Genomic DNA, 25135 nt, shown 5'->3' with positions numbered 1-25135 from the left:
TACAATGTCAACTCAAATTTAGCATAATCTGTTAATAACTCATTTGGAAAAAGCGAAGGCATACACTGAAAAGTGAATAAATAAGACCCAAGCAAGTATCCATAAACAGTTGTGCTGGCGACAATAGCAAGAGTGAACCACCTGATCCCTTCCCGAACTCAGAAGTGAAACCTCTTCGCGCTGATGGTAGTGTGGGGTTACCCATGTGAGAGTAAGTCATCGCCAGCTCATTATTCCTAAAACACCCCCAACAAGCGTTGGGGGTGTTTTTTTATGGGGCTAAAAAATAAGTCAAAATAAAAGGCTCTAAAAGAGCTTATAGATATTTTAACTGCTAGAAAAGAGACAAAAATAGGCGGTCGAGCTGAATGGATGATGGTTAAAGTAAAGGGATCTCATGGTGTTCTTACTTGTTGCATTACTTGAGATGTATTTATTTTAGATGTGAATTTTAATCTAACTTCTAGGCATGTTGAATTTCATACATTTTATTGTAGCAGATATAAGTACTTTACTCGATATACAGCCTACGTAGACACAAGTGGTATATCATGAGCCTTTATTAATAGTAAGAATATTTTGAGTGTTTTTTAGACTTCTTTATATCTTGTCTCAGTACGAATAATAATGATGTCATATATTGTGAAATAACTCTCTCTTTATCGATTTGTAGGTTAGTACAATGAAACATTTATTATGCATATATTTACATAAAGCACTAACTATGATTACATACCCAGCAATAATTAATTTATAACGCATTCGAAGAGTTAATAAGGGTTTTGGGGATTTCCATGGACAAAAAACAATTAGGTTTAAAATTATCAGCAGTTTCTTTAGCTGTTTTGTTGGCGAGTTGTGGTGGTGGCAGTGACGGTTATTATAACCAAGGTTCTAGTTCTGAAAATTCTTCTTCTACGAATCCTAGCACTGGCGAAGAAGTAAAATCCGTTAATATTAGTACTATTCAACTAAATGATTTAAATGGAAATGTTACTCAAATAATTACATCGGAAGGTGTAACAGCGAAAGTAAAAGTTACTGATCAATCTGGTCATGGCATCAGTGGTGCATTAGTGACTTTTACAGCTACAGGTGGTGTCATTTTTGGCAGTTCTAATGGCGCTGTTTTAACCAATGCTGATGGTGAAGCTAGTATTTCTGTTACCCCAGAAAATAATAATACAAATGGTGCTTATAAAATTTCAGCTAATGCAGATTATGATGGTAAGACTGTTGCGGCAAAAGAAGTATCATTTTCATTGCAATCACTCAATATTACATTAGAAAATTTAAGTGTTGCAAATACAGCACTTGAATCTGGTGGTTCTACTAATATTACGTTAAAAACAAAGAACCAGAGTGGAGCTAATCAAAATAATGTTGCTGTAAATTTCTCTGCCAGTTGCGGTATATTTGAACCAGCTATTGTTATATCGTCTAATCAAGGTAATGTTATTACTTCTTATAAAGCAATAGCAGCAAATGGTGAACTTTGTGAGGGGCAAGCTGTGATTACGGCAGCTACTAATGGTGCATCAGCTGTACCTGTTACTGTAAACATTGCAGCTATTAAGGCAGATTCTTTAGTATATACAACAACTTCGGCTATTGATTTGGGAATTAAAAGCAGTGGATCAGCTGCTTCAGGACAGATTGAATTTACGCTTTATGCCAATGGTGTACCTGCAAAAGATAAAGAAGTTCAACTTTCAATTGAAAATGTACCACCTGATTTAAGTTTTGTATCTTTAAATAACCGTTTACCACAAATCATAAAAAGTGATTCCAATGGTAAAGTTCGTGTCAACTTATATCCTGGAAATTTACCTGGACCAGTTGAAATTAAAGCAACTCTTGTCTCAGCACCTAACGTTACTGCTATATCTAAAGATGTTAAAGTTTCGACAGGCCGTGTGACTCAAAATGGTGTGAGTCTTTCTGTTTCTAAACAATCATTAAGAACAGATATTGACGGTGATGTTGCTACTATTATTGCAAGATTAGTTGATCGTACAGGCAATCCAGTTCCACAAGGTACTGTAATTAGCTTTGTAAGTGAAGGCGGTAAAGTTGATCCTAATTGTGCGACAGATGTTAAAGGTGTATGTTCTGTTTCATTAACAACACAAAGTCCTCGACCTTTGAATAACCGAGTAACGGTGTTGGCATATGTTGAAGGTGATAAGGATTATAATGATATAGATGGTGATAATTTATATACAGAAGGTAAGGATGCACTAACCAGTAATATTGGTGATTTCTTCCGTGATGATGATGAAAATAAGCTTTATACCTTAGGTGAGTTTATTTATAAGAAAGCGGTAGGAACTTTACAGTGTGCAGCTTCAGCTATTCAACAACCAAATGTCCCAAATACGTGTAATAGTGATTTGAGTAGTGTCCTTCGTCAACAATTATTGTTTTCATTTGCACATGATACTCCAACATTTGTTTGGAATAGCGGTTTTGAGGGTAATGGTCAAATTTCAAAGGGTAATGGTAATTTTAGTTTCCAAGTCTTTGGAAATAATCAAAAAACCGTGCCAATGCCTTCAGGTACTACTATTTCTGTAGCAGTAAAAGACAATACAGATTTTAAACCGACAGCAACTATCACACCTGATTCTAAAGATGCATCTAAGAAATTATTAAAAATTTCAGGTGCTGAACCTAATACGGTTGTAAAAGTGAAAATTGATGGTACTGAATATTCGGTAAGCATTGATGCATTAGGAACTGGTGAATTATCTCTTTCTGCAACAGTTACAGGGTCTCCTGAGGTTGTTTATCAGAACTTATCTTGTGAAGCTGAAATTCGAAGCGGGAATTTAACTGTTCCTAATGCAATGAGTTTATTTACTCCAGCTTCATTCCAAAATATTGGAAATGGGGTTGTTGATTATACAGTTCGGCTTAAGGGATGTGCTCAAGGGGATGATATTAAAATTATTTCGAGTGTACCTGCTGGTAAGACTGTTACATCATGGCTTGATATCAAATAAGGTTTGTAAAAAAAATATATGATTTTTCAAACCTAGTAAAAATTATGCAATAAAAAAACAGCGCTTCGGCGCTGTTTTTTTATTGCATTAGATGTTTTAAATTGAAGTTCCCATGCTCACACCAACAGTAGGTCTAACATTCATAGAACTACAGCCGCTGATTGTGAATAGACATAAAAAGACAATTAAAATTTTATTCATTGAGCAAGCCTTGAGATTTAGCCTGATTAAATAATATGCTCGAGCGAGAACCACTGCGGCAGACCATCAGGATTGGTTTTGGTAGCTCATTATAATATTTTGCAAATTCAATCACGTCTGTTTGAGAAATTTTACCGCTTACCACAGGTTGGTAAATTACACTGACTTGTGATTGTTCAGCAATTTGGCGTAACTGAGCCACTGAAACAGTATTACCTTGTTCCTGATCAGGACGATTGACGATTACTGATTTAAAACCAGTTTTGATCAGTTGTTGGAATTTATCTGTTGTCATTTGACCCGCAACACTGACTTGTGCATTTAGAGTTTTACTTAAACTATCATTTTGAGCAAATAAATCAGTTGAACAGGTCAAGCACAAGCAATATAAAAGCGTTGATAAAACGCGTTTAGTCATCTAATAAATCCATTTGTTTGGCAAGCTGATATAAATTATTTGAACGGTTACCTGTACGGCAGAACATCAAAACGGGTTTAGGAAGTTCATTAAAATGATTGGCAAATGTACGCACATCAACTTCGGTAATTTGACCAGCAACCACGGGCTGAAAGACATAATCTAAACCAGCATTGCGTGCAGACTCTTCAATTTGAGCACTGGTCGGTTGTTCTGGACCGCCTTCCATATCTGGACGATTGTTGATAATCGATTTAAAACCTTTCTCAACAACTTGTGCTACGTGTTCTGGGCTAATTTGACCTGCAAAGCCGACATTCTCGCTCATTTTGTCACTCCATAATTCATTAAATAGATTGATGCTTTATGATAGCATTAAGCTTAAACTTGAGTTTAAGCTGTTGAAAATTTTATAAGCGATTACAACCATAAAATAACGCACTGGAGCGCTTATGCATTCCTATACAGTTGAACCGCTATATGTAAAAAGCGGGCAAGAAGTTATTGCTGCAGATTTTTACCGTCCAAAAACTGAAAATAAGCCCGCTGTAATTATTATGGCGCATGGTTTGGCTGCATTACGCCAATTTAAATTGGTTCAATATGCTAAGCGTTTTGCTCAGGCCGGTTATGCAGTGGTACTGTTTGATTATCGTTATTGGGGTGGAAGTACCGGTCGTCCACGAGAGTTGGTATCGCTGACATCGCAATTAGAAGATTGGCGAACCATGATTGCACATATTTTAGAACGAAAATCGATTGATACCCGACGCATCGTACTTTGGGGAACTGCATTAAGTGGGGGTTATGTTTTGAATTTAGCTGCTGAATTGAAAAATGTTCAAGCGGTCATGGTTCAAGTGCCTTTTGTTGATGGAACAGAAAGTGCCAAGCTTTATCCTTTACAGCAACTCCCGAAAGCATTAAAAATATCCAGTCAGGACTATATGGGGGCGAAAGTTGGCATGTCTCCAAAAACCTTGCCTGTGGTGGATAAAAGTGGCTTATGTTTTATGCCAACAGCTGATAGTTATGATGGATATTTATCGATTGTGAATCCAGATTATTTTTGGAGCGGTGCGATTCCTGCACGGGTTTTTTTCAATTTAATTCGTTATCGCCCGATTCAGGATGCCAGTAACATTAGTGTTCCTGTGCTCTTTATTGCGTCGAAACTAGATAGTCTGATGCCAATTGAGTCCAGTCGTGAAACGGCAACCAATATTGCCCCTTTTGTGCAATATCATGAGTGGGATATGCATCATTTTGATATCTATCATGGACAATGGTTTGAAAAAGCGATATCAACCCAGTTAGAATTTTTACATCAACATATTGGAGTGAACTAAATGATTATTGTCTGTCCTTCGTGTGGTGCAAAAAACCGAGTGCCTGAAGATAAACTGGAAGTAAACCCAAGCTGTGGTCAATGTCATCAAGCCCTTATTCCGTTGGCACCGATTGAGTTAAATGAGCAAAATTTTAGTCATTTTATCGCCAATAGTGACTTGCCTGTATTTATTGATTTATGGGCAGAGTGGTGTGGACCTTGTAAGATGATGGCACCGCATTTTGCACAAGTTGCCGCACAGAACCCCAAAGTGATCTTTGCCAAAATTAACACCGAAGAATCCCCTCGATTGAGTAGTGCTTTTAATGTACGTAGTATTCCAACTTTAGTTTTAATGAACAAAACCAATGAAGTTGCTAGAATAAGTGGTGCGTTACGATCTTCAGAGCTACAACAGTGGCTAGATCAACATTTAAATGCCAAAACAGGAAGCTAATGTGTCAGATACTCATGTAAAACCTGAAGGAACACTTTCCCTTCAAACCATTGCGATGCCAGCAGATACCAACTGGAGTGGTGATGTATTTGGTGGGTGGATTGTTTCACAAATGGATTTGGCTGGTGCAATTCATGCAGAGCGTTTTAGTAAGGGGCGTTGTGCAACAATTTCGATTAATCAAATGACTTTTTTGGTTCCTGTTAAAGTCGGTGATGTGATTAGTTGCTATACCAAAATTTTAAAAGTGGGCAATACATCTATTCAAATGCAAATTGAAGTGTGGGATAGTCATGACAGCTCACGAGAACCGGTTCGTGTGACGGAAGGAGTATTTACTTTTGTTGCAGTCGATGTGAAAGGTGGTAAGCGCCAAATTCCAGAGGATGTAAAACAAAAATATTTGTCATCACAGTTAGCGAAGTAATTTAGCTGAAGTAATGAATCGATATAAAAAGCCCAATCATGATTGGGCTTTTTTGTCGATTAATTTTGAGCATCAGCTAACATGATTTTGAACCAATCATTTTTTTAACTGTGATTTAGCTACCCAAGCCCACAGCATTTCACATTGAATCGGTTCTTGATTGGTTTCATCCGTTACGATCACCGAAACGAGAGTTTCACCTTTTTCAGAACTTTGCATTAACTTTTGCTGTTCAGCCGTTAATGTTGCGACTGCGGTCATTGCGCCTTTAGATGGGCGTTTAAAATCGACTTTTAAACTTTTGATTAACACAATACAGGAATCGGGAACATTCATTCCAGTCACAAATCCGGTTGCTGTTTCCGCAATCAGTGCCATAGCACAGGCATGGACTTGCCCAATGTGGTTTTGCATCGCACGATGGTTTTCAATTTTCACCACCACTTTTGCGTGGCTCACTTCGAGGTAGCGAATATTTGCGCTTCCCACCATTGGTACGATACGACCAAACGCTTTGCTCCACAGCGTACTGCGGATTCCTTTGGGTAATTTAGCAGTTGCTTTCACCAGTTTTGATAAACGATTGGTCGCTGTCATGAAGTTCCTCGAATTTTTATTGCATCAATGCATTAATCTTTGAAATTATTAAACTGTAAAGGCACACCAAACTGCTGTTCTTTTAAGAACGCCATGGTTTGTTGCAAAGTATCGCGTTTTTTATCTGTCACACGAATTTTGTCACCTTGGATAGATGATTGCACCTTCACACCACTTTCTTTAATGGCTTTATTAATTTTTTTTGCGGTATCTGAGTCAAGACCATCTTTAAGTTTAATCACTTGAATTACATTTTTACCTGAAGCGGTCATTTTTTGCGGATCAAGCGCTTGAATGTCGACTTTACGCTTAAAGAAATGATTTTCCAGCATGCTATAAACTTGCTCACATTGGAAATCACTTTCGGCGCTGATTTTGACTTCTTTATTTTTTTCACTCAATTCAATAGAAACGTCTTGACCACGGAAGTCAAAACGAGTCGCAATTTCTTTTTGCGTGTTTTGAACCGCATGATTTACCTCAAAAATTTCTAATTCAGAAACAATATCAAAAGATGGCATGGTTTAGCCCTTTACAAATGGAAAGAATATCTGAGATGCTAGGGATGTTTTCTTCATTTGCCAAGTGTTGTTTACATCAAAGGAGTGCACAATGATCCGTAAACAAGAAATTACAACATTTGAGTTCCCAGAAAATGCAATTATCTGGGATGTTCGTGATACAAAAGCTTTTGCTGAAGGTCATGTTAAAGGTGCTGTAAATCAGCCCATTGATGACTTGGATACCATAAGCTTAACTCAAGTGGAGTCGGATCAGCCCATTTACATTGTATGTGGTGGTGGTAGTAAAGCGCCACGTGCTGCTGAAAAGTTAGATAGCTTAGATAGCTCACGTGAGTATGTTGTATTGATGGGTGGCACTCGTGCTGCACGTGATGCAGGCTTCCCTTTAGAACAGGGCGCTTAAGAAAAAGCGCCGTAAGGCGCTTTTTTAATGGTTAAAAAATTAGCTCCCTCTTTTTTTGAAAGTGGGATTTTTTTTGCTTATTTTAAAAGACATTTAAGTTGGTTTTTGGTAGTAAGGTTTTTTCGGTTTTACTTTTTTAATGAAACGTTGTGGACTGAGTTTATTTACCCAATATGAAGTCAGTGGGCAGGCTTCCGCTAAAACTTGAGCCGCTAGGACTTCACTACACAGTGGTGCAAATAAGAAACCTTTAGAGCCTAAAGCGGTAAGGGTATAAATTTCGGCATCTGGCTGAATTTTCCCAAGCAGCGGAAAATAATCAGGACTTTGCGTGCGTACCGATGCACGACCTTGCCAAGTTTCGATTGCTGCTAAGGATTGCGCATAATTGGGAAAGACACTGTGAATCAGTGCATAGTTATGTGCATGATCTTCGGCTAGAACCTCATCATCCTCTCGATCTGGATAAAAAGAAGCGCCTAAAATAAGATGCTGCGCATCTAATTGCATGCAATAGCCGCCGTAACTATAGGCTTGATTAGGTTTTAACGGATGATTGGCATTATTTACCCAACTGACTTGTCCACGATTGGCTTTAAGCTGCGGCAGTTGTGGCGAAAGTTTTTGACTATTCATTGCCGCGCAAATTATTACATGATCAAATTCACCTAAACACTGTTGATGGATGTCAATGACTTGAATTTTTGATGTTTGATTTGATTGTTTTTTTAATTTGCTGATTTCTGCTTGTTTAAATTGGATTTTAGGGTGCGCTAAAATTTGATCACGTAATTGATGCGGTGAAATCGCCCCTGCTTGTAATAGTTTTAGGCTTGGATATGCTGTCCCAAGATCGCTGATATTTTCTCTTTCTGAAGCAAATATACCTTGTGGATATTGTGCTGCGAGTTCAAGTAAATCATCGTCAGCTTTGAGTGCCAGTTGATTGACGTGAATGGGGCGAAAAGCTTTAAATTTTTGATAATGTGGCATGGCATATTGCCATGCCAAAGTGACTAAATGTCGCGCACTTTGCTCAATTTGTCCTAATCGGGGATTGAGCAATGCCAGTGGATTACCCGATGCGCCCGCAAGAGGCGCTGATTGATCGTAAATCGTAACTTGATGACTACGCCTAGCAAAGGCATAGGCACAAGTTAAACCAGCTATTCCTGCGCCAATGATCGCAATTTCACGTTGTTGAAAGGAGTCTGCTGCATTGAATTGGGGTTGTGCTTGAGTTGTTGCCGTGATCAGGTCTTGATTTTCCGATTTTGGAAAATTCCAAATCGCTTTCAGCATCGACTCTTTATTGTTAAAACCAATTGGGCAAGAAATCGAAATGCCATGCTCACTCAAACTCTCTCTTAAAATGTTGGTAACACTCAAAGAGGTAAAAGTTGTTCCTTCATCCGACAGTCTGATGATTTGACTTAAAACATTTTTCTGCCAGATATCGGAATGGCATGAAAATGAAAAACTATTGAGAAACCATGCATCGGCTGCTTTGGTTTTGGCAATGACAGGGAGAACCTCATTGGCATCACCCAGCCAGAAGTCAATTGAAAAGCGTTCTTCTGGGAAATCAAGTCTATGACAGCCCGCGATGGGCAAAGGATATTGCTGAAGCAATTGTTGTGCTAACGGTTGCAGCTCTGGCCAGACATTTGCAGCACGAATAAAATCAGCTTTTGTCAGTGGGTATTTTTCCACGCTAATCAGATGCAGATGGCTGTGATTATTCGGGCGCAGTTGCCGCCACATTTGCCATAAAGCTAAAGTATTTAGCCCTGCACCAAAACCAGTTTCGCCGATGCAGAAGTATTCGAAATCAGCCAGTTTGGTTAAACGTGTGCTTAAGTCATTGCCGTTGAGAAAGACATGTCGTGCTTCGAGTAAGGCATGAGCGCTAGAAAAATACACGTTCCCAAATTGTTTGGAAACGGGTACATCCATACCATCAATAGATTGCCAATCAAGATCAGCGGTTTGAATTGCACTCGACAAGAGCTAAGCAACCTTTAAAACAAAAATAGAAAGAGAGGATTTACCACTGACGACGACGTTTGGTATACACATAACTTGCAATTAAGAAACCCAGTAAGACACCTACCGCGATGGTTGCAGCACCGTATAAAAACATTTGTGCGCTACGTTCACTTTGTAAAACTTGTACTTGCACAGCCAAGCTATCATTTTTCAGTTGTAGCTCTTGGTTTTGCGATAAGGCATCTAAATTGGCTTTTTCCAGTTGTTGCAAACGCGTTGCTTGATCTTTAACTAAAGCTTTAACGTTGGCATCCTGCAATGCTTTATTTTTTGCAAGTTGTTCTGCCGTTAAAGGCTTTACTTCTTGTGGTAGACCATTGGGATTTACTGTGGCAACCGCAGGAATAATACCCGGTTTATTGGCAGGTAATGTCTGTGACGATGGTGTTGTAGTCGTGGCTTGAGCAGCAGGAGTTACAACAGGTGTCGGAGCAGGAGCAGATTCAACGGCCCATGCAGTAGAACAAATTAAAGCTAAACCCAATAAGCTTGGGACAACAACACGCATGATTTTATCCTTGAGGGAAAGCTTTATTAAAAGGTTTCACATCAATATGACTGTACACGCCTTCTATTAAGAAAGGCTCTTCTTGCAACCACGCGTCCAGTGCTTCACGCGTTTCAAAGTCAACAATAATGGTACTACCATAAAATCCAGCTTGTGGATTGCTTGGATCTTTTGGCATAGCACCGGCCACAATTAAATGACCTTCGTCATTTAATTTCTGTAGACGTGCAATATGTTGTGGGCGTGTAGCGAGGCGTTTTTCAACTGTACCTTCGTGATCAGTACAGCTTACGACGAATAAAGGCATATTCTTTTCTCGATCAGTAGACCTAAATTATTCTTCAGGCGACTTAAAATGTTTGCGCAAGACAATAAACTGAATAATGATAAAGGAAAACATCACAATCATGTCACCAAATGCAGTGAATTCTCCCCAATATTTTCCGCCAGCAAATAAAAAAGCGAAGAAAATATGTAAGCAAGACATGAGTGCGAACATGGCAGCCCAAGCAAAGTTTAAATTTTTCCAGCCTTTTTCGGTTAAATTGAAAATGGGGCTAAATAAACGCTGAATCAGCGGTTTCTTATCTTTCATAAAATAAGGTGAAAGTAAGAATGCAGCCGCGAAGACAATATTTAACAGTGCGGCTTTCAAGCGAATATAAAAATCATCGCTGAGTATTAAGGTGATGCCACCAAAAACCACGGTCATAAACAACACAATCCATTGTTGTTTATCTAAACGGAATTTTTGTATAACAAACAAGGCACCATACACCACAAGCATAGAAATAATGAGGCCAGAGGTTGCAACCAAAATATTATTATTATCTATACCGCCTGCGGAACCAATCAATTGAAGCAGGGGATGCTCAGTATCTTTAGGGTCAACGGTTTTATATAAATAAAAGAAAATAATGAGTGGCACAAAGTCTAAAAGTGCTTTCATGTTAGAGTATCTAAATCTGATCAAATAAATGACATAGTATAAGTGATGCAAGGCGTAGATTTACATACACACAGTAATATTTCTGATGGAACTTTGTCTCCAGAGCAACTTGTGCATGCAGCCATTGAAAAAGGTATTCATACCCTTGCGCTGACTGACCACGATACCATGGATGGCTTAAAGCTCGCGGAGGAAGTTGCACAAAATTTACCATTGAAAATTATTTCAGGGGTGGAAATTTCCAGTCAATGGTCACGTCCCGCAACGCAAAAAAGTTACGGTGTGCATATTGTTGCCTTAAATATGCAAAATCCAGAACCTTTGTTGGTTTTACTGGAACAACAAAAACAGATTCGAGCCATTCGCGCCAAACAGATCTGTGACCTACTGATTCCGCTGATTGGTCAGGATATTTATGCCGATGTGATTGCCAAAGTGGATGGGATTGCAGACCGTATCACCCGAACACATATTGCTAAAACCTTAGTCGAAAAAGGTTTTGTCAGCCGCCCTCAACAGGCTTTTGATAAATATATTAAGGAAGGTAAGAAAGCCTATGTGAAATTTGATGGGCTAGGTTTAGCGGAAACCATTCAGGTGATTCATGCCAGTGAAGGCTATGCCGTATTGGCGCATCCGACTAAATATGATCTATCAGCGACCAATATTCGTTATTTAATTGAAATTTTTGCGGGGTTTGGTGGCGATGCCGTCGAGTTGCCGCCTGCAATTGAGCCTGCTTCGACCCGTCAAATGGTGGATCGTATGGTTGCTGAATATGGACTAAAAGTTTCTGTGGGGAGTGATTTTCATGGCGATCATATGCCGTGGATTCGATTGGGCAATATTCCTCGGCTTAAAGAAGGGCAAGTGGGGATTTGGGAGAGTTTTCGTTAATTTTTAATCCACCCTTTTGTGCCATATGTGGTTTACCGTTGATAAATAGTGATTTTTTCTAATAAGAAGGTTTGAAATCATCGTATTTTACGTTAGAAGCTTTCACTGCCGTAATTTTTCAATAAAGTCGAAAGACATTTGTATAGGCGAAGTCTTACTTTTGAGAGGCTAAAAGTAAGCAAAAGCCTTTGTCACCCACACACAACGTCCCTGTTGTGATGGGTAACGTGTGGCATCCCGCCACACCCGTGTATCCAAAGCTTGCTTAAATTAAACTATTGGGCACTAATGGATTTTTTCCTCCCTTTAACAAAGGGTGAGCAGCACCGCTGCACAAGGAGGGATTTTTATAAAAGATTATGATCCTGTGCCTGAATCGGCGGAGGCGTCGGTTTGCCTAAAGTCCCCAGTAATTCAATTTCAATGGTTCGTACCATCGCATCGAGTGGTAAGTCATTACTTTGTGTACCAAAAGGTTCTTCAATTTCTGAACTTAAAGCATCTAAACCTAAAAAAGTATAAGCCAGAATACCGACCAGTAAAGGCGTGGCTAAACCCAGAGTTGAGCCTAAACTAAAGGGCAGCATAAAACAGAAAAAATATACGGTACGATTGAGTAACACCGAATAAGCAAAAGGCAACGGGGTAGTTGCAATCCGGTCGCACCCTGTTTGAACCAGACTGAGTTCAGCGACATGCTGGTTCATTTGCATATAAATAATATCGGAAATTTCACCGTCTTTCAGCGCTTGCATCAATTCCCAGTGAATCAAACTTAAGGTGTACTGCGGTGCATTGGCTTGTTGATAGAGCTGGGTTAATGCTTGCTGGCTCATGCCACTGGTTTCAACCAATGCCAGTGGATTTGCAGTTTGATGTCGTAAACGATCACGTAATACGTTTGCAAATACAATCACATGTTGAACGATACGTTCACGCCGTCCTTGAGTCAGTATGCGGCAGTCACGGTCAAAATGGCGTGCAGTAGCAATTAGCATGCCCCAAAGTTTACGTGCTTCCCACCATCGGTCATAACAGGCAGTGTTTTTAAAGCCCAGAAAAATAGATAAAACTACACCAATGAGGGTAAAGCCCACTAAAGGAAATTCTGGAAAGTGAAAATAACCAATATAGGATAATCCACCAATCACAGCGGAAATGAGCATGACCACACCTAAAGGCGGTAAAACCTTGGGAAGAATGGTTCCACGCCAAGAAAATAACAGCCTAAATATACTAGGTTGGTCACGCACAATCATGTTATGAGTATCATCAAAATTTTTAATGATCTTCTGTGTTTGTCAGCCTTTTGTCAATATTTGTTCTCTGTTATTTAGCTTGCAGCAGTTGATGTTCAGCAAATGAAAAAGTCCCTTCAGGAGAAACTATACAATGATCAATTAAGTTGATTTCTAATAAGTGACTGGCATGGACAATACGTTGGGTTAATTCAATATCTGCTTTTGAGGGCTGTGCCAGACCAAAGGGATGATTATGTGCGATGACGATGCTACTGGCATGCTGACTTATGGCATAGCGAAGTAATTGATTAATCGAAATTTCACATGAATGTAGTGAACCATAAAACATTTTTTTAAAGTTTATTTTTCTTAAATGTGTATCTAGGCATAGTACTGCAAATACTTCTTGGTTTTCACCGAGCAATTCAAATTTCAAAAAATCCAATAAAGTTTTAGAATTACTCAATTCAATTTTTTCTTGTTTTAAATGCTGCGCAATATAACGCCGTCCAAGTTCTTTGACTGCCATCAGTTGTGCATATTTAGTTGCACCAATACCATGAAACTGGCTTAAATCCTCAAGTCCAGCATCAAAAATAGGATTTAAGCTACCATAATGTTGCAGCATGATTCGTGCAAGTTCCACCGCTGAATGTTGCTTGGAACCCGAACGTAAAAAGATCGCAAGCAGTTCTGCATCTGATAGGCTGCTTGCCCCTTGTTGAATGAGACGTTCACGTGGACGTTCTTGTTCAGGCCAATGTTTAATCGATAAATTCATTATTTTAGACTTTTTTATTTTTAGTGATTGTAATTAGACTTAAGTGCTTACTTGGGTCTGCCCTTATTTAATGATATTGTGAGCCCCACTGCAACAGAAAGGTAGCTTGTTTGTGAGCTTCGATTTGAGTGTAATTCCAAATAAAAATATTGTATTGGCTGTAACGGGTGGTATCGCGGCATATAAAAGTGCCATTTTAGTGCGGCGTTTAAAAGACGCAGGCTTTAATGTCCGCGTGGTGATGACACAGGGTGCACAAGCTTTTATTACGCCGTTAACCTTCCAGGCCTTGTCGGGAAATCCAGTCCATACTGAATTACTCAATCCAGAAGCCGAGGCGGGCATGGGGCATATTGAATTGGCACGTTGGGCGGATTTATTACTGGTTGCCCCTGCAAGTTGCGATACTTTAGCCAAATTTGCCGCGGGTTTAGCGGATGACTTATTAAGCACGTTGTATCTTGCAACGAAGTCACCAGTTTGGGTTGCACCCGCCATGAATCAGCAAATGTGGGCAGCCAAAGCGACACAGCGTAATTTAAATACCTTGGTTGAAGATGGCGTGCATGTGATTATGCCAGATGCAGGTTCACAAGCTTGTGGTGATGTCGGTTTAGGACGGATGCCGGAACCGGAAGATTTAGCACTGCAAGTCACCCAGTATTTCCATCGAGCACAGCGCGCGATTGCGGAAAAATTTGGTCTGTTGGCGGGTAAGCATGTAGTGATTACTGCGGGTCCAACCCGTGAAGCGATTGACCCAGTGCGTTATATTTCCAATCATAGTACTGGGAAAATGGGTTTTGCCTTGGCAGCCGCTTGTTATGCTGCGGGTGCGAAAGTCACGCTGATTGCAGGCCCTGTCAGTTTAGATACACCCAATGGTGTACACCGTATCAATGTTTCATCTGCGGTACAAATGCTGGATCTGAGTATGCAGATGCTGGATGAAGGTTGCGATATTTTTATTGCAACCGCAGCCGTGGCAGATTATCGCGTGGCAGAAATTGCTGAGCATAAAATTAAAAAAGCCGGTGATGAATTGAATGTTTCACTCATCAAAAATCCCGATATCGTCGCGACTATTGCGGGGCAACAAAAACGTCCGTTCATGGTCGGTTTTGCGGCTGAAACCCGCAATGTTGAAGAATATGCTGCTGGTAAACTGGTGGCAAAAAAGCTAGATATGATTGCCTGCAATGATGTATCGCGCGCAGATATCGGTTTTGCTTCTGATGAAAATGCCATGACGGTATTTTTTGCAGAGCAGTATCAGATTCAGAAGCGTGATTTGGAAAAAGCCTCGAAACAAGAGATTGCACAGCAACTGGTGGAAGCGATTCACGATGCTTTACATCATGAAATAGAGCCTGTTTAGAAAACAGATTTTATTGATGAAAATGCAACGAATCCGTTGCATTTTTTATAAGATTTACACTATGTTTAACAGTTAAAATACAAATTTCAGAACAATTAAACAGCAGCAATAGCCACAGTTTTTAAAATGGATTTTCACAAGGACATTAGCATGATCAAAAAAACTTTAGCCACCGTTATATTTTCCACTGCTTTGTCGTTCAGCAGCCTAAGTTTTGCAGGTAACCTTGAACATCATATGGAGACACTTGCAAAAAACTTTAAAGCGTTTAATACAGCAGATAATCAGAAAGATGCACTGAAAGCGCTGGGCAACATGAAAACTGCTGCTTTAGACGCAAAAAAATTGAAATTAAAAACCAAAGATGCAAAGGCACCGAACTCAGATTCTTTATATGATCAATTAGTGGTGCAGATTGATAAAACCAGTACTTTGGTTCAGGCGGGTAAACTGGATCAGGCTAAAGTGGAAGGTAAAAAAATTGCTGCGGTTAGAGATCAGGGACATGCTGTTTATAATCATCACTGATTTTATGCACACTCACAGTTCAGCATTCTGAACTATGAAAAATCAAAGTAAATTAGGATTTAACTACTGCATACTAGTCTATTAAAGACACCCATTTGGGTTATGCCAGTCAATTCAGCAATTGACTGGCATAACCCAAATGGGTGTTTTATTTTTAAACGTATTTAACTATTTTCTGGTATTTGATTTTCTTTCAAATAATCTTCAGTACGTTGCATGGCTTCTTGAATATTAATCAAGGCGATTTCCACATCTTTTAAGCTTTTGGCATTACCACCACTTAAAGCCTGACGCCATTTTCGTGCACCAGGTAAGTTTTGGAATAAACCTAAAATATGACGGGTAACAATTGAAAGCGGTGCACCTTGTTCCATACGCTTGGCAATATACGGCATCATTTGCGTCATAATATCAAAACGATTTGGGGCTTCTAGTGCCCACAATTGGCCAAGTTCAGCCAATAAATACGGGTTGTGATAAGCCTCGCGACCAATCATCACACCATCGACATGTTTTAAATGTTCTTGTGTTTCAGCAAAAGTTTTAACGCCGCCGTTAATTTCAATAATTAAATTTGGACGATCCTGTTTTAAGCGATAGACATCTTCATAACGCAGTGGTGGAACATCGCGGTTTTCTTTTGGCGATAAACCTTGCAACAACGCAATACGCGCATGTACCACAAAGTTGTCACAACCTGTTTTAGCTACGGTATCGACAAAATGTAACATCTCTTCATAAGATTGTAGGTCATCAATGCCAATGCGATGTTTTACCGTGATAGGAATATCGACGGCATTGCGCATTTCGGCAATACATTCGGCAACCAAGTCAGGTTCAGCCATTAAACAGGCGCCAATTTTATTGTTTTGTACGCGGTCACTTGGGCAACCAACATTGAGGTTAATTTCATCATAGCCCCAGTCTTGTGCCATTTTGCTACAAGTTGCTAAATCTTTAGGATTTGAGCCACCCAGTTGTAGCACAATAGGGTGTTCTTCATGGTTGTAGTCTAAATGACGTTCTGCACCACCAAATAAAATTGCGCCAGTGGTCACCATTTCGGTATACATAATAATATTGGGATTAAACAAACGGGCAAAAAAACGATAGTCACGTGTGGTCCAATCCATCATCGGCGCGACAGAAATGCGAGGCTGTAAGGACTGGAAAGCGGACATGAGCAGAAACCTAAAACGATGAAAAACCGAAGCGCGAATTATACGTGCTTTCTTTAAAAAGCAATAGTATTGTACTAAAAAGCAGCAATTTTGAGTAATGAACCGAGATGATAAATATATCCATAAAATATTTATGGGTATATTGTGAAATCATTGAATATTCAGTATGTTAATAAGTAATAAAAAGTATGAAGAAATGTAAAAGATGCTTTTGGGAAAAATTTTTAAAAGTAAAAAAGCACAACATTCAGATACATTTAATTTAAGAATCCATCGTGGCTTAAGTTGGTTAAAAAAATCAACCGAATTAGATCAGGATCTTGATCTACAGTTTATCAGTCTTTGGGGGTCTTTTAAGGCACTTTATGCACAAGATGTTGCAGGGATGCCGAACAAATAATCGTTAAGACAGTTTTTGTTTTTAATCTGGCAAAAAGATCAGGAACATAAAATTGATAATCTGCTTTGGAAAAAGTTGAATCATTTGATTATTAGCAAATCCATATGTGTACCAAGGATTCTGGGATTATCAAAATCAGAAAATAAGTCAAATTTCTTGGAAAGCTACTTTTGATCAGGAAAAAAACAGGCACATTGTGCTTTACAGGCTAAAGATTCAGCCCATATTTTATGGATGATTGTTAATCGACTTCGTACCTTGCATCACCAAATGATCCTTGGTGGTATGACTTACAAGAGCGCTGTCAATCGTAAATAATTGCAAGATGCCTGTACTATTTTGGTTGCATTGTTACCGATTTTTATCTATGTGTTTTTAGGAAACCCAGAGAGTTTTGATTTGGCTCAACCTTTTTATCCTATGGTGCAAGTCTCATAACTAAAACCAAAATTAAACTTAAAAAAAGCCTCTAAAAAAGAGGCTTAATTTTGTTAAATTGTGCGTGCTTTGCCGTGATAAAGCAGATCTAGTAATGCGAAAAATGCAGAGCCCAACACTAAACACAGTCCTGCAAGACAAGTCATGCTCCATCCGCCATGATGCCATGAATAAACGCCAAGTGCAGAACCACAAGCCCCACCAATAAAGTAGGTGGTCATATAGATAGCGTTAATTCGGGATTTTGCATCTGGACGTAAGCGGAAAATAATATTTTGATTACTGGTATGTACGATGGTTAAACCCAAACTGATCACACCATAGCCAATGATATAGCTGAATAAAAATTGCCCACCAAAATAGAAAAATAGCCAACTGATGGTGAGAACAAAAAGACCAATCCATGTCAGTGATTTGGTATGTCCTTGATCTGCAATTTTGCCAATTTTTGCTGTAGCCAATGCACCAAAAACACCAATGAGAGTCACAACACCGACCAAGACATCCGATAGGTTAAAAGGGGAGGATGTGAGTAAAACTGCGATGGTTGAAAATAAAATACTCATTGCTGCAAAAGCAAAACCACCGATTAAAGCACGTAAGCCTAAACGAGGTTCTTCCTTTAAAAGCACAGCCATTGATTTAAAAATGTTGGCATAACTCATTTTAAATACTGGAATAGAGGGGAGTTTAGCTTTGAGTAAAAAAGCCAAAATCAGCATCAATACTGCGCTGACAATATAGATAAGTTTCCAGTTGAATAGATTGGACAATAAACCTGCAAGACTGGTGGACAAAAGTAAGCCGACTAAAAGTCCACTCATTAAGAAACCTAGAACTTCCCCAGTTTTTTCAGGTTTGACTGCCATGGCTGCTAAAGGAATCAAGACCTGTGCTGCAACTGAAAATAATCCTACAATCACGGTTCCAAACCAAAGCATGGGCAAATTGACAGCAAAAGCACAGATGAATAGTCCAATCGCAGCCAAAAATATCAATAGTGGAATAAATTTGGTTTTATTGACAATGTCGCCCACAGGAACAATAAACAGTAGACCTAAGGCATAAGACACTTGTGCAAAGGTGACGGTTAGAGCCACTTGAGATTGAGGGACATCAAAATATTGTTGTATAGAGTGGACTAAGGGCTGGCAATAATAATTTGCTCCTGCACATAAACCGCAGGCGATAGCCATCAGCCATAGCAAAGATTTATCTTGGCTAATGTCGAGAGAGGTATTCATAAAAGTCCCTTGCTTTTGTTTTACTGACAATAAGCGGTTGCTTCAATTTCAATGAGCATACCGACTAGTGCAAGACACGGGACAGGAATTAGCGTACACGCAGGGAAAGGCTGATCTTTCCAAAGTTTTTGCATTTCCTGAATTAAAAACTGATGTTTCTGGGGATTGTGATCAACCACTAAAATTCTTAAAACAGCAGTATCTTGCAGTGTTGCATGTACATGGCTTAAAGCCAGTTCAATATTTTGAAAGGCTTGCCTGACTTGTACAGCAAAATCTGAAGATAAAAGTCCTCGTTGGTTTTCACCACCTTGTCCTGAAATGTGAAGGATACGTTGAAACTGTATCACTTCGGTAATGTGACTATACGCAAAAGATTGTGGGTTATAAAGTGTCTTTGGGTTAAGGAGTACAAAAGTTTTGGATGGCTGTTCAGTACTTGAATTCATACGCGATTGTCCAGAAATAAGCTGTCAATTTTGCTAGTATCAAAGCTAAAGTTAACTTGAGGTCAAGCCTTGTGACTGAAAAAGATGCACATCAGTGGATAACGATAGGTGAGCTGGCACAGCGCAGCGGTGTAAGTGTACCTTCGATTCGTTTTTATGAAGAAAAAGAACTGATTTGGAGCATTCGTACCGAAGGCAGGCAACGTCGTTATCAACGTGCCATACTACGCCGTGTAGCCATTATTAAAGTTGCACAGCAAGTCGGTATGCGTTTGCAGCAAGTCAAAGAGGCCTTTTCGGTATTGCCAAAAAATAAGGTGGCCAGCAAGGCGGATTGGCAAAAAATGTCGCAAAAATGGCAAGCTAGTTTAGATGTGCAGATTGTTAGTTTATTGCAGTTACGGCAACAGTTAGATTGGTGTATTGGCTGCGGCTGTTTGTCTTTACAACAATGTCCATTGCGTAATCCGAACGATCAAATGGCAGATCAATCTGCGGGAGCTCATTTTCAGCAGATCTTATTGCAACTTGAAGAAAAGCAACCGCATTTAACCATTCAGCAGCAGTATCTAGCAGACGATTAGTGCGCCAGTTTCTTTTTCGATAGGGTAATCATCATGACCCCAACAATATTGAGCAAGCAACCAAACCATTGTATGGCATTCATGTGTTCACCTAATAAAGCCACTGCAAGAATAATGGTTAACACGGGGCCAATCGAGCCAATCATCGCCGACTGTGCTGCACCTAAGCGTGAAATGCTCTGGGCAATTAAAATCGTGGGCAGGACTGTGACGAATAAACCTAATGCGATGCCATAACCAATCACACCGAGGGGCAATTGAGTGAGTAAAGTCATTGGACTGGGTATGGCAATAAAATAGTGGGTGAGTGTACCGAAACAAGCGATGCTTAAAGCTAAACCAGTGTAATTCCATGAGCCGAACTTCTGAATCAGACGTGGTGTTAATAACAGATAGCTGGCAAAGCTGATCGCACTGGCAAAGACCAAACTAACACCCAACCAAAAGTTGCCTTCATGTGGCACCGTACTTTGTTCCTGCAACATTACAATGACCGTACCACCATAACTCAGTGCAATTGCAATACCACTTTTTAGGCTCAGTTTCTGTTTATAAATGATGCTAGAAGCAAGCACAGTGAGGGTGGGATATAAAAATAAAATAATACGCTCTAGCGATGCGCTGATATACATTAAGCCCGCGAAGTCTAACCAACTGGACAAGTAATAGCCAATGAGCCCTGCCAAAATCAGCATCATCCAGTCTTTAGGCGCAATATTTTTATTGTGATGACGATTAAACCAACAAAGCAGCAAAAAAAAGGGGAGCGCACTGATCATTCTGAGCGCCATAAGGACCGTGCCATCGACCAGTGGTGATAGCGAATAGGCCTGTTTAATAATAATGGCCTTGGTACTAAATAAAAAAGCAGCACCAATCGCGCATAAAGACCCTAATTGTGTAGCTGTCAAAAAACCTTTCATTTTACCTACTTGGCGAAGTGTTGCTGCGCTCTGTAATGCAGTATTTAAATGTGAATGATAAAGTTTTTACCAGAGGATATAAAATACAAAAAGATGATGGTTGCGATTCCAGTTTGGAATGAGTCATCGCATTTTCTGATTTTATTTTCCTTTAGTCGAGGGTAGAGGTCTGCTGAAATGAGTTGAATGACGATTTTATTTAAAATATGCGATGAATCGAAATAATAAAAAGCACAAAACTTCAAAAGATGATGGCTTTGATTAGAAATAATTGGAATATTGATGAAAGCATTTAAATTTCGCTCTAAAATAGTGCAAAAAATACTCAAATGGATGAAATAGGGATTAAATCATCATCTATCGAAATGGCAATCGAAAAAAATGTAATTATTTTTTGATCTAATTTAGACTTATGCTGAATAGGTGCGGCTATTAAAGATAACAATTGAAATAGAAAAAATAGAAATAGCTGAATGTTGACTTTGTCGTTCATTTTTTTAAATGAGCTTTAAAAACAGCTGGATTTCTCGCCAAATTATTTTCTTTATTGTGTCACTTAAGTCAATCTAATGAAAACTAGAAGTTAAATGTGCCATTTTAGTGCTTAACAAGAACCTCTTTATGTAAGAACTTGCTTGGTAATAAAAGTGCTCATTGTCAGAATGATCAATGTTCATTTTTAAATCAATCTAAAAAAATAATAACAAGCGCTTAAATATAAAAATTGAGAAAGTATTGCAATGGCAATTAAGCTGATAAAAGTAATTCTAATGAAAGCCTAAAAAATAAATGCGCTATGCTGTGATTATTTTTATGAATCACCAGTTCAATATATGGGTATTTATTAAATAAATATTGGGTGGTAATTTAAAACAGTTCAATTAGAATCCAAAAAATCAACAAAAATGCATCAAGGGGGAAACATTGCGAATAGCGATGTTTACTTAAGAAAAACTAGCTTGAGGAAGGCTCATGCAGATCGGAATCCCAACCGAAACTGTTCTCGGTGAAAATCGTGTGGCAGCAACGCCAGAAACAGTAAAGAAGTTGATCAGTGCTGGTCATACAGTCGTTATTGAACGTCGAGCAGGCGTGAAAGCCGCTTATATTGACAGTGCATATGAACAAGTCGGTGCCAAAATTACAGATGATGCCTATACAGGCAGTCAAATTGTTTTGAAAGTTCGCGCCCCTAAAGGTGATGAAATTCAGAAGCTTGCAGCAAATACTGCTGTAATTGCGATGTTTGATCCATACCGTAATAATGAACTTGAGCAATTTGCATCACAGCAGGTATCTGCATTTGCATTAGAGCTCTTACCTCGTACGCTTTCTCGCGCACAAAATATGGACGTATTGTCTTCTCAAGCCAACTTAGCCGGTTATAAATCTGTGCTGTTGGCTGCGGCAGCATACCAGCGCATGTTCCCAATGCTCATGACCGCTGCAGGCACTGTAAAACCTGCTCGCGTGGTGATTATGGGTGTGGGTGTTGCAGGCTTACAGGCGATTGCAACGGCAAAGCGTTTAGGCGCAGTGGTTGAAGCTACGGATTTACGTCCAACAGCTCGTGATCAAGTGGAGTCTTTAGGCGGTAAATGGTTAGACGTGCCGATGTCTGAAGAAGAAAAGCAAAAAGCTGCCGATGCTGCTAAAAATGGTTATGGCTGGATGCCAGGTGAGCAATACATCAAAGACCAAGCTGCAATTGTCGATAAAGCTGTTTCTAATGCAGACATCGTGATTACCACGGCACTTTTACCGGGCCGTGATGCGCCACGTTTAATTCGTGCTGAAACGGTTGCCAAAATGAAACCAGGTTCCATCATCCTTGATATGGCGGTTGAATCAGGTGGTAACGTTGAAGGCTCAAAATGCGGTGAAAATGTGGTTACCGATAATGGCGTAACTATTTTAGGTATTCCAAATATTCCGGCAACAGTTGCAACAGAAGCTTCGGCACTGTATGCACGTAATGTCTTTAATTTTCTTGAAACACTTTTTGATGCTGATAAGAACTTTGTTTTAAATCAGGAAGAAGAAATTCAAAAAGCCCTACTCGTCACTCATGGCGGCCAAGTGCTGTTAAAGCGTGGTTAAGGAGATAGATCATGGTTGAAACGATTACAATTTTCGTCCTTGCCATCTTCGTAGGTTACTACGTGGTTTGGGGGGTAACACCTGCTTTACACACACCGTTAATGGCTGTAACCAATGCCTTGTCTTCCATTATTGTCGTTGGTGCAATGATTCAGACAGTGGGTATGCCAGGTATTGGGCTTGATGCAAACGTGGCTTTCCAAAGCATTAACGTGGTAAGCATTTTGGGTGCGGTAGCTGTGTTTTTGGCAAGTATCAATATTTTCGGTGGCTTCGCAGTAACTGCGCGTATGTTGGAAATGTTTAAGCCTAAGCAAAAGAAAAAAGAGGGTTCATAAATGGAATTTATTCGAGACTATGCGGATTGGTTCTACTTGGTAGGCGCCGTTCTTTTTATCTTAACGCTTCGTGGTTTGTCAGGTCCTAAAACAGCGATTCAAGGTAACCGTTACGGTATGATCGCGATGGCGATTGCTGTAATCACCACGTTCTTTGTGGCGAATCATCCTGTGGTTTGGATGATTGTCGGCGCAATGGTTTTAGGTGGGATTGTTGGTATTGCACGTGCGCGTACTGTTCCAATGACACAAATGCCTGAAACAGTGGCATTGATGCACTCATTGGTGGGTTTGGCTGCGGTACTGATTGCAATTGCTGCAATTTTACATAATAACCAACTCACAGCATTGTTTGTTGACAACGAAGCCGCTTTAACAGCAGCAGGCGTTGAACATGTACATATGAGCAAAATCCATTTATTTGAATTGTTTGTCGGTTGTTTTGTCGGTGCGATTACCTTTACTGCGTCTGTATTTGCGTATGGTAAGTTGGCTGCAAAAAAATGGGCGAAAACCATTTCAGGTGCATGGGTTAAACCTCTACAAGCCAGCATTTTCCTTGCCATGTTAGCATGTGGTTTCATGTTCTTCTCAACAGGTAATATGCAAGCATTCTGGGCAATGACTGCTCTGGCATTGGTCTTGGGTTGGGTTTGGATTGCACCTGTCGGTGGTGGTGATATGCCAGTTGTGGTATCACTATTGAACTCATTCTCTGGATGGGCAGCAGCGGGTATTGGTTTTACTTTAGAAAATAACATGTTGATTGTTGCGGGTTCACTGGTGGGTTCATCGGGTGCAATTCTGTCTTACATCATGTGTAAAGCCATGAACCGTTCTATCATCAATGTATTGTTTGGTGGCGCAATGGGTGGCACAGTTGCACCGACAGCGGCAGCAGGCGATAAAGTACAGCGTAACCATCGTTCAGGTTCTGCCGATGATGCTGGCTTCTTAATGTCGAATGCAGATAGCGTTGTGATTGTACCGGGTTATGGTATGGCACAAGGTCGTGCACAAAATGCAGTGAAAGAACTTGCGCATATCTTGAAAGAACAAGGTGTAACAGTTCGTTTTGCCATTCACCCTGTGGCAGGTCGTATGCCAGGTCACATGAATGTATTGCTGGCTGAAGCAGATGTTGCTTATGAAGACATCTTAGAGATGGATGAAATCAACTCTGACTTCCCATCAACAGATGTGGTACTGGTGATTGGTGCGAATGACGTAGTGAATCCTGCGGCAAAAGACGATCCAACATCACCTATTTATGGCATGCCAATTCTTGAAGCACATCGGGCTCGAACCATTATGGTGATCAAACGCTCAATGGCGACAGGTTATGCAGGTCTAGACAATGACTTGTTCTATAATGATAAAACCATGATGATTTTTGGTGATGCTAAAAAAGTTGTGGAAGATATGACCAAAGCAATTAATGGTTCTGGCCATTAAGCTTTAAGTCTTAAAAAAACCACCTTCGGGTGGTTTTTTATTGTGGGTATGTTTTGGCTTGACGCTATATTGGTGAAATAGCTTTAACTTTAATGCTTTTGGTTGGACTTGATGATAAAAATAATCAAATTTTGAGATCCTCGTTCATATGAAAGGTCGAGCTAAAATCAATCATAATTGCTGATTTCTCTTATTCCATTTGGCGCAATACTGTTATGTGCTGAATAAAGTGCAACATAAAGTAGCGCTATCTTATCTGTTTTTAATCATTATTTTTTTAAATAATTTGTTTTACCTGACTTGTTTTGAATAAATTTCCCTAACAAAAAT

27 protein-coding genes and 1 rRNA gene are annotated in these 25135 nt (G+C 39.6%); 14 read left to right on the top strand and 14 right to left on the bottom strand.

All coding sequences use genetic code 11. The features are described 5' to 3' along the window. Positions 1-113 precede the first annotated feature (113 nt). A 5S ribosomal RNA gene (rrf, locus tag B9T25_RS09830) occupies positions 114-228 on the top strand. A gap of 566 nt (positions 229-794) precedes the next feature. Beyond that, on the top strand, positions 795-3005 hold the full coding sequence (locus B9T25_RS09825; protein ID WP_086188245.1) for an Ig-like domain-containing protein: 2211 nt from the start codon (positions 795-797) through the stop codon (positions 3003-3005). Between the two features lie 193 nt (positions 3006-3198). Here B9T25_RS09825 and B9T25_RS09820 read toward each other — a convergent pair whose 3' ends face one another. After that, a complete protein-coding gene (locus tag B9T25_RS09820; protein ID WP_086188244.1) occupies positions 3199-3624 on the bottom strand; it encodes a beta-lactamase hydrolase domain-containing protein in 426 nt (141 codons plus the stop codon). After that, positions 3617-3952 carry a TIGR01244 family sulfur transferase gene (locus B9T25_RS09815; protein WP_086188243.1) on the bottom strand — a complete coding sequence of 112 codons (336 nt, stop codon included), beginning with the start codon at positions 3950-3952 and terminating at the stop codon, positions 3617-3619. Before B9T25_RS09815 ends, B9T25_RS09820 begins: the two co-directional genes overlap by 8 nt. A gap of 124 nt (positions 3953-4076) precedes the next feature. Between B9T25_RS09815 and B9T25_RS09810 the strand changes: the two genes are divergently transcribed. The 3 genes from B9T25_RS09810 to B9T25_RS09800 are packed head-to-tail and all read left to right on the top strand — an operon-like array spanning position 4077 to position 5838. Then, positions 4077-4973, top strand: a complete 897-nt coding sequence (locus B9T25_RS09810; RefSeq protein WP_086188242.1) for an alpha/beta hydrolase — start codon at positions 4077-4079, stop codon at positions 4971-4973. Beyond that, entirely contained in the window at positions 4974-5411 is a 438-nt protein-coding gene (gene trxC / locus B9T25_RS09805) for a thioredoxin TrxC (protein ID WP_086188241.1), read from the top strand. It abuts the gene before it with no gap. Then, positions 5392-5838 carry an acyl-CoA thioesterase gene (locus tag B9T25_RS09800; RefSeq protein ID WP_416202360.1) on the top strand — a complete coding sequence of 149 codons (447 nt, stop codon included), beginning with the start codon at positions 5392-5394 and terminating at the stop codon, positions 5836-5838. The genes trxC and B9T25_RS09800 overlap by 20 nt, the downstream gene beginning before the upstream one ends. A 96-nt stretch (positions 5839-5934) precedes the next feature. Here B9T25_RS09800 and B9T25_RS09795 read toward each other — a convergent pair whose 3' ends face one another. Together B9T25_RS09795 and B9T25_RS09790 are read right to left on the bottom strand one after the other, a co-directional pair. Beyond that, positions 5935-6435 carry a DUF4442 domain-containing protein gene (locus B9T25_RS09795; protein WP_086188239.1) on the bottom strand — a complete coding sequence of 167 codons (501 nt, stop codon included), beginning with the start codon at positions 6433-6435 and terminating at the stop codon, positions 5935-5937. A 32-nt stretch (positions 6436-6467) separates the two neighbouring features. After that, on the bottom strand, positions 6468-6956 hold the full coding sequence (locus B9T25_RS09790; RefSeq protein WP_086188238.1) for a YajQ family cyclic di-GMP-binding protein: 489 nt from the start codon (positions 6954-6956) through the stop codon (positions 6468-6470). Positions 6957-7047: 91 nt separating this feature from the next. On the opposite strand from B9T25_RS09790, the gene B9T25_RS09785 reads away from it, so the two are divergent. Then, entirely contained in the window at positions 7048-7362 is a 315-nt protein-coding gene (locus tag B9T25_RS09785) for a rhodanese-like domain-containing protein (RefSeq protein WP_086188237.1), read from the top strand. A 93-nt stretch (positions 7363-7455) separates the two neighbouring features. On the opposite strand, the gene mnmC is transcribed toward B9T25_RS09785, so the two are convergent. Genes mnmC through B9T25_RS09765 form a run of 4 tightly spaced genes read right to left on the bottom strand, consistent with a single transcriptional unit; the run spans position 7456 to position 10868 of the window. After that, the gene (gene mnmC / locus B9T25_RS09780; RefSeq protein WP_086188236.1) at positions 7456-9369 is read right to left on the bottom strand and encodes an FAD-dependent 5-carboxymethylaminomethyl-2-thiouridine(34) oxidoreductase MnmC; all 1914 of its coding nucleotides are present in this window, start codon (positions 9367-9369) and stop codon (positions 7456-7458) included. A gap of 40 nt (positions 9370-9409) precedes the next feature. After that, positions 9410-9919, bottom strand: a complete 510-nt coding sequence (locus B9T25_RS09775; protein WP_086188235.1) for a hypothetical protein — start codon at positions 9917-9919, stop codon at positions 9410-9412. A gap of 4 nt (positions 9920-9923) precedes the next feature. After that, entirely contained in the window at positions 9924-10226 is a 303-nt protein-coding gene (locus B9T25_RS09770) for a YciI family protein (RefSeq protein ID WP_086188234.1), read from the bottom strand. Positions 10227-10253: 27 nt separating this feature from the next. Next, positions 10254-10868, bottom strand: coding sequence for an inner membrane-spanning protein YciB (locus B9T25_RS09765; RefSeq protein WP_086188233.1), 615 nt, complete (start codon positions 10866-10868; stop codon positions 10254-10256). A 45-nt stretch (positions 10869-10913) separates the two neighbouring features. Between B9T25_RS09765 and B9T25_RS09760 the strand changes: the two genes are divergently transcribed. Further along, positions 10914-11765 (top strand): PHP domain-containing protein, encoded by an 852-nt coding sequence (locus tag B9T25_RS09760; protein ID WP_086188232.1) that lies wholly within the window; start codon positions 10914-10916, stop codon positions 11763-11765. 347 nt (positions 11766-12112) lie between these two features. On the opposite strand, the gene B9T25_RS09755 is transcribed toward B9T25_RS09760, so the two are convergent. Together B9T25_RS09755 and radC are read right to left on the bottom strand one after the other, a co-directional pair. Continuing rightward, a complete protein-coding gene (locus tag B9T25_RS09755) occupies positions 12113-13024 on the bottom strand; it encodes a bestrophin family protein (protein WP_086188231.1) in 912 nt (303 codons plus the stop codon). A gap of 70 nt (positions 13025-13094) precedes the next feature. Further along, positions 13095-13787, bottom strand: coding sequence for a RadC family protein (gene radC / locus B9T25_RS09750; protein WP_086188230.1), 693 nt, complete (start codon positions 13785-13787; stop codon positions 13095-13097). Between the two features lie 112 nt (positions 13788-13899). Between radC and coaBC the strand changes: the two genes are divergently transcribed. Both coaBC and B9T25_RS09740 read left to right on the top strand, forming a co-directional pair. Next, a complete protein-coding gene (gene coaBC, locus B9T25_RS09745; RefSeq protein WP_086188229.1) occupies positions 13900-15165 on the top strand; it encodes a bifunctional phosphopantothenoylcysteine decarboxylase/phosphopantothenate--cysteine ligase CoaBC in 1266 nt (421 codons plus the stop codon). A gap of 150 nt (positions 15166-15315) precedes the next feature. Beyond that, complete coding sequence (locus B9T25_RS09740) at positions 15316-15693, top strand: cytochrome b562 (protein ID WP_086188228.1); 378 nt, start codon at positions 15316-15318, stop codon at positions 15691-15693. A gap of 164 nt (positions 15694-15857) precedes the next feature. Here the strand turns inward: B9T25_RS09740 and dusA are convergent, their stop codons facing one another. Continuing rightward, the gene (dusA, locus tag B9T25_RS09735) at positions 15858-16874 is read right to left on the bottom strand and encodes a tRNA dihydrouridine(20/20a) synthase DusA (RefSeq protein WP_086188227.1); all 1017 of its coding nucleotides are present in this window, start codon (positions 16872-16874) and stop codon (positions 15858-15860) included. Positions 16875-17079: 205 nt separating this feature from the next. Between dusA and B9T25_RS14680 the strand changes: the two genes are divergently transcribed. Further along, positions 17080-17274, top strand: coding sequence for a hypothetical protein (locus B9T25_RS14680; protein WP_228146873.1), 195 nt, complete (start codon positions 17080-17082; stop codon positions 17272-17274). A gap of 491 nt (positions 17275-17765) precedes the next feature. Here the strand turns inward: B9T25_RS14680 and B9T25_RS09725 are convergent, their stop codons facing one another. Continuing rightward, positions 17766-18956: an MFS transporter gene (locus B9T25_RS09725; RefSeq protein ID WP_086188226.1), complete on the bottom strand. Its 1191-nt coding sequence runs from the start codon at positions 18954-18956 to the stop codon at positions 17766-17768. 20 nt (positions 18957-18976) lie between these two features. Further along, positions 18977-19405 carry a RidA family protein gene (locus B9T25_RS09720; protein WP_086188225.1) on the bottom strand — a complete coding sequence of 143 codons (429 nt, stop codon included), beginning with the start codon at positions 19403-19405 and terminating at the stop codon, positions 18977-18979. 71 nt (positions 19406-19476) lie between these two features. Between B9T25_RS09720 and soxR the strand changes: the two genes are divergently transcribed. Continuing rightward, positions 19477-19989, top strand: a complete 513-nt coding sequence (gene soxR / locus B9T25_RS09715; protein ID WP_086188224.1) for a redox-sensitive transcriptional activator SoxR — start codon at positions 19477-19479, stop codon at positions 19987-19989. On the opposite strand, the gene B9T25_RS09710 is transcribed toward soxR, so the two are convergent. Beyond that, on the bottom strand, positions 19986-20912 hold the full coding sequence (locus B9T25_RS09710; protein ID WP_086188223.1) for a DMT family transporter: 927 nt from the start codon (positions 20910-20912) through the stop codon (positions 19986-19988). The genes soxR and B9T25_RS09710 overlap by 4 nt on opposite strands. 972 nt (positions 20913-21884) lie before the next feature. Between B9T25_RS09710 and B9T25_RS09700 the strand changes: the two genes are divergently transcribed. The 3 genes from B9T25_RS09700 to B9T25_RS09690 are packed head-to-tail and all read left to right on the top strand — an operon-like array spanning position 21885 to position 24805. Next, complete coding sequence (locus B9T25_RS09700) at positions 21885-23012, top strand: Re/Si-specific NAD(P)(+) transhydrogenase subunit alpha (protein ID WP_086188222.1); 1128 nt, start codon at positions 21885-21887, stop codon at positions 23010-23012. An 11-nt stretch (positions 23013-23023) separates the two neighbouring features. After that, positions 23024-23350: a proton-translocating transhydrogenase family protein gene (locus B9T25_RS09695; protein WP_086188221.1), complete on the top strand. Its 327-nt coding sequence runs from the start codon at positions 23024-23026 to the stop codon at positions 23348-23350. Next, positions 23351-24805: an NAD(P)(+) transhydrogenase (Re/Si-specific) subunit beta gene (locus tag B9T25_RS09690; protein ID WP_086188220.1), complete on the top strand. Its 1455-nt coding sequence runs from the start codon at positions 23351-23353 to the stop codon at positions 24803-24805. Positions 24806-25135: the final 330 nt, after the last annotated feature.

Source organism: Acinetobacter sp. ANC 4470 (genome assembly GCF_002135335.1).
GTDB lineage: Bacteria > Pseudomonadota > Gammaproteobacteria > Pseudomonadales > Moraxellaceae > Acinetobacter.
This window is presented reverse-complemented; position numbering and strand designations above follow the sequence as displayed.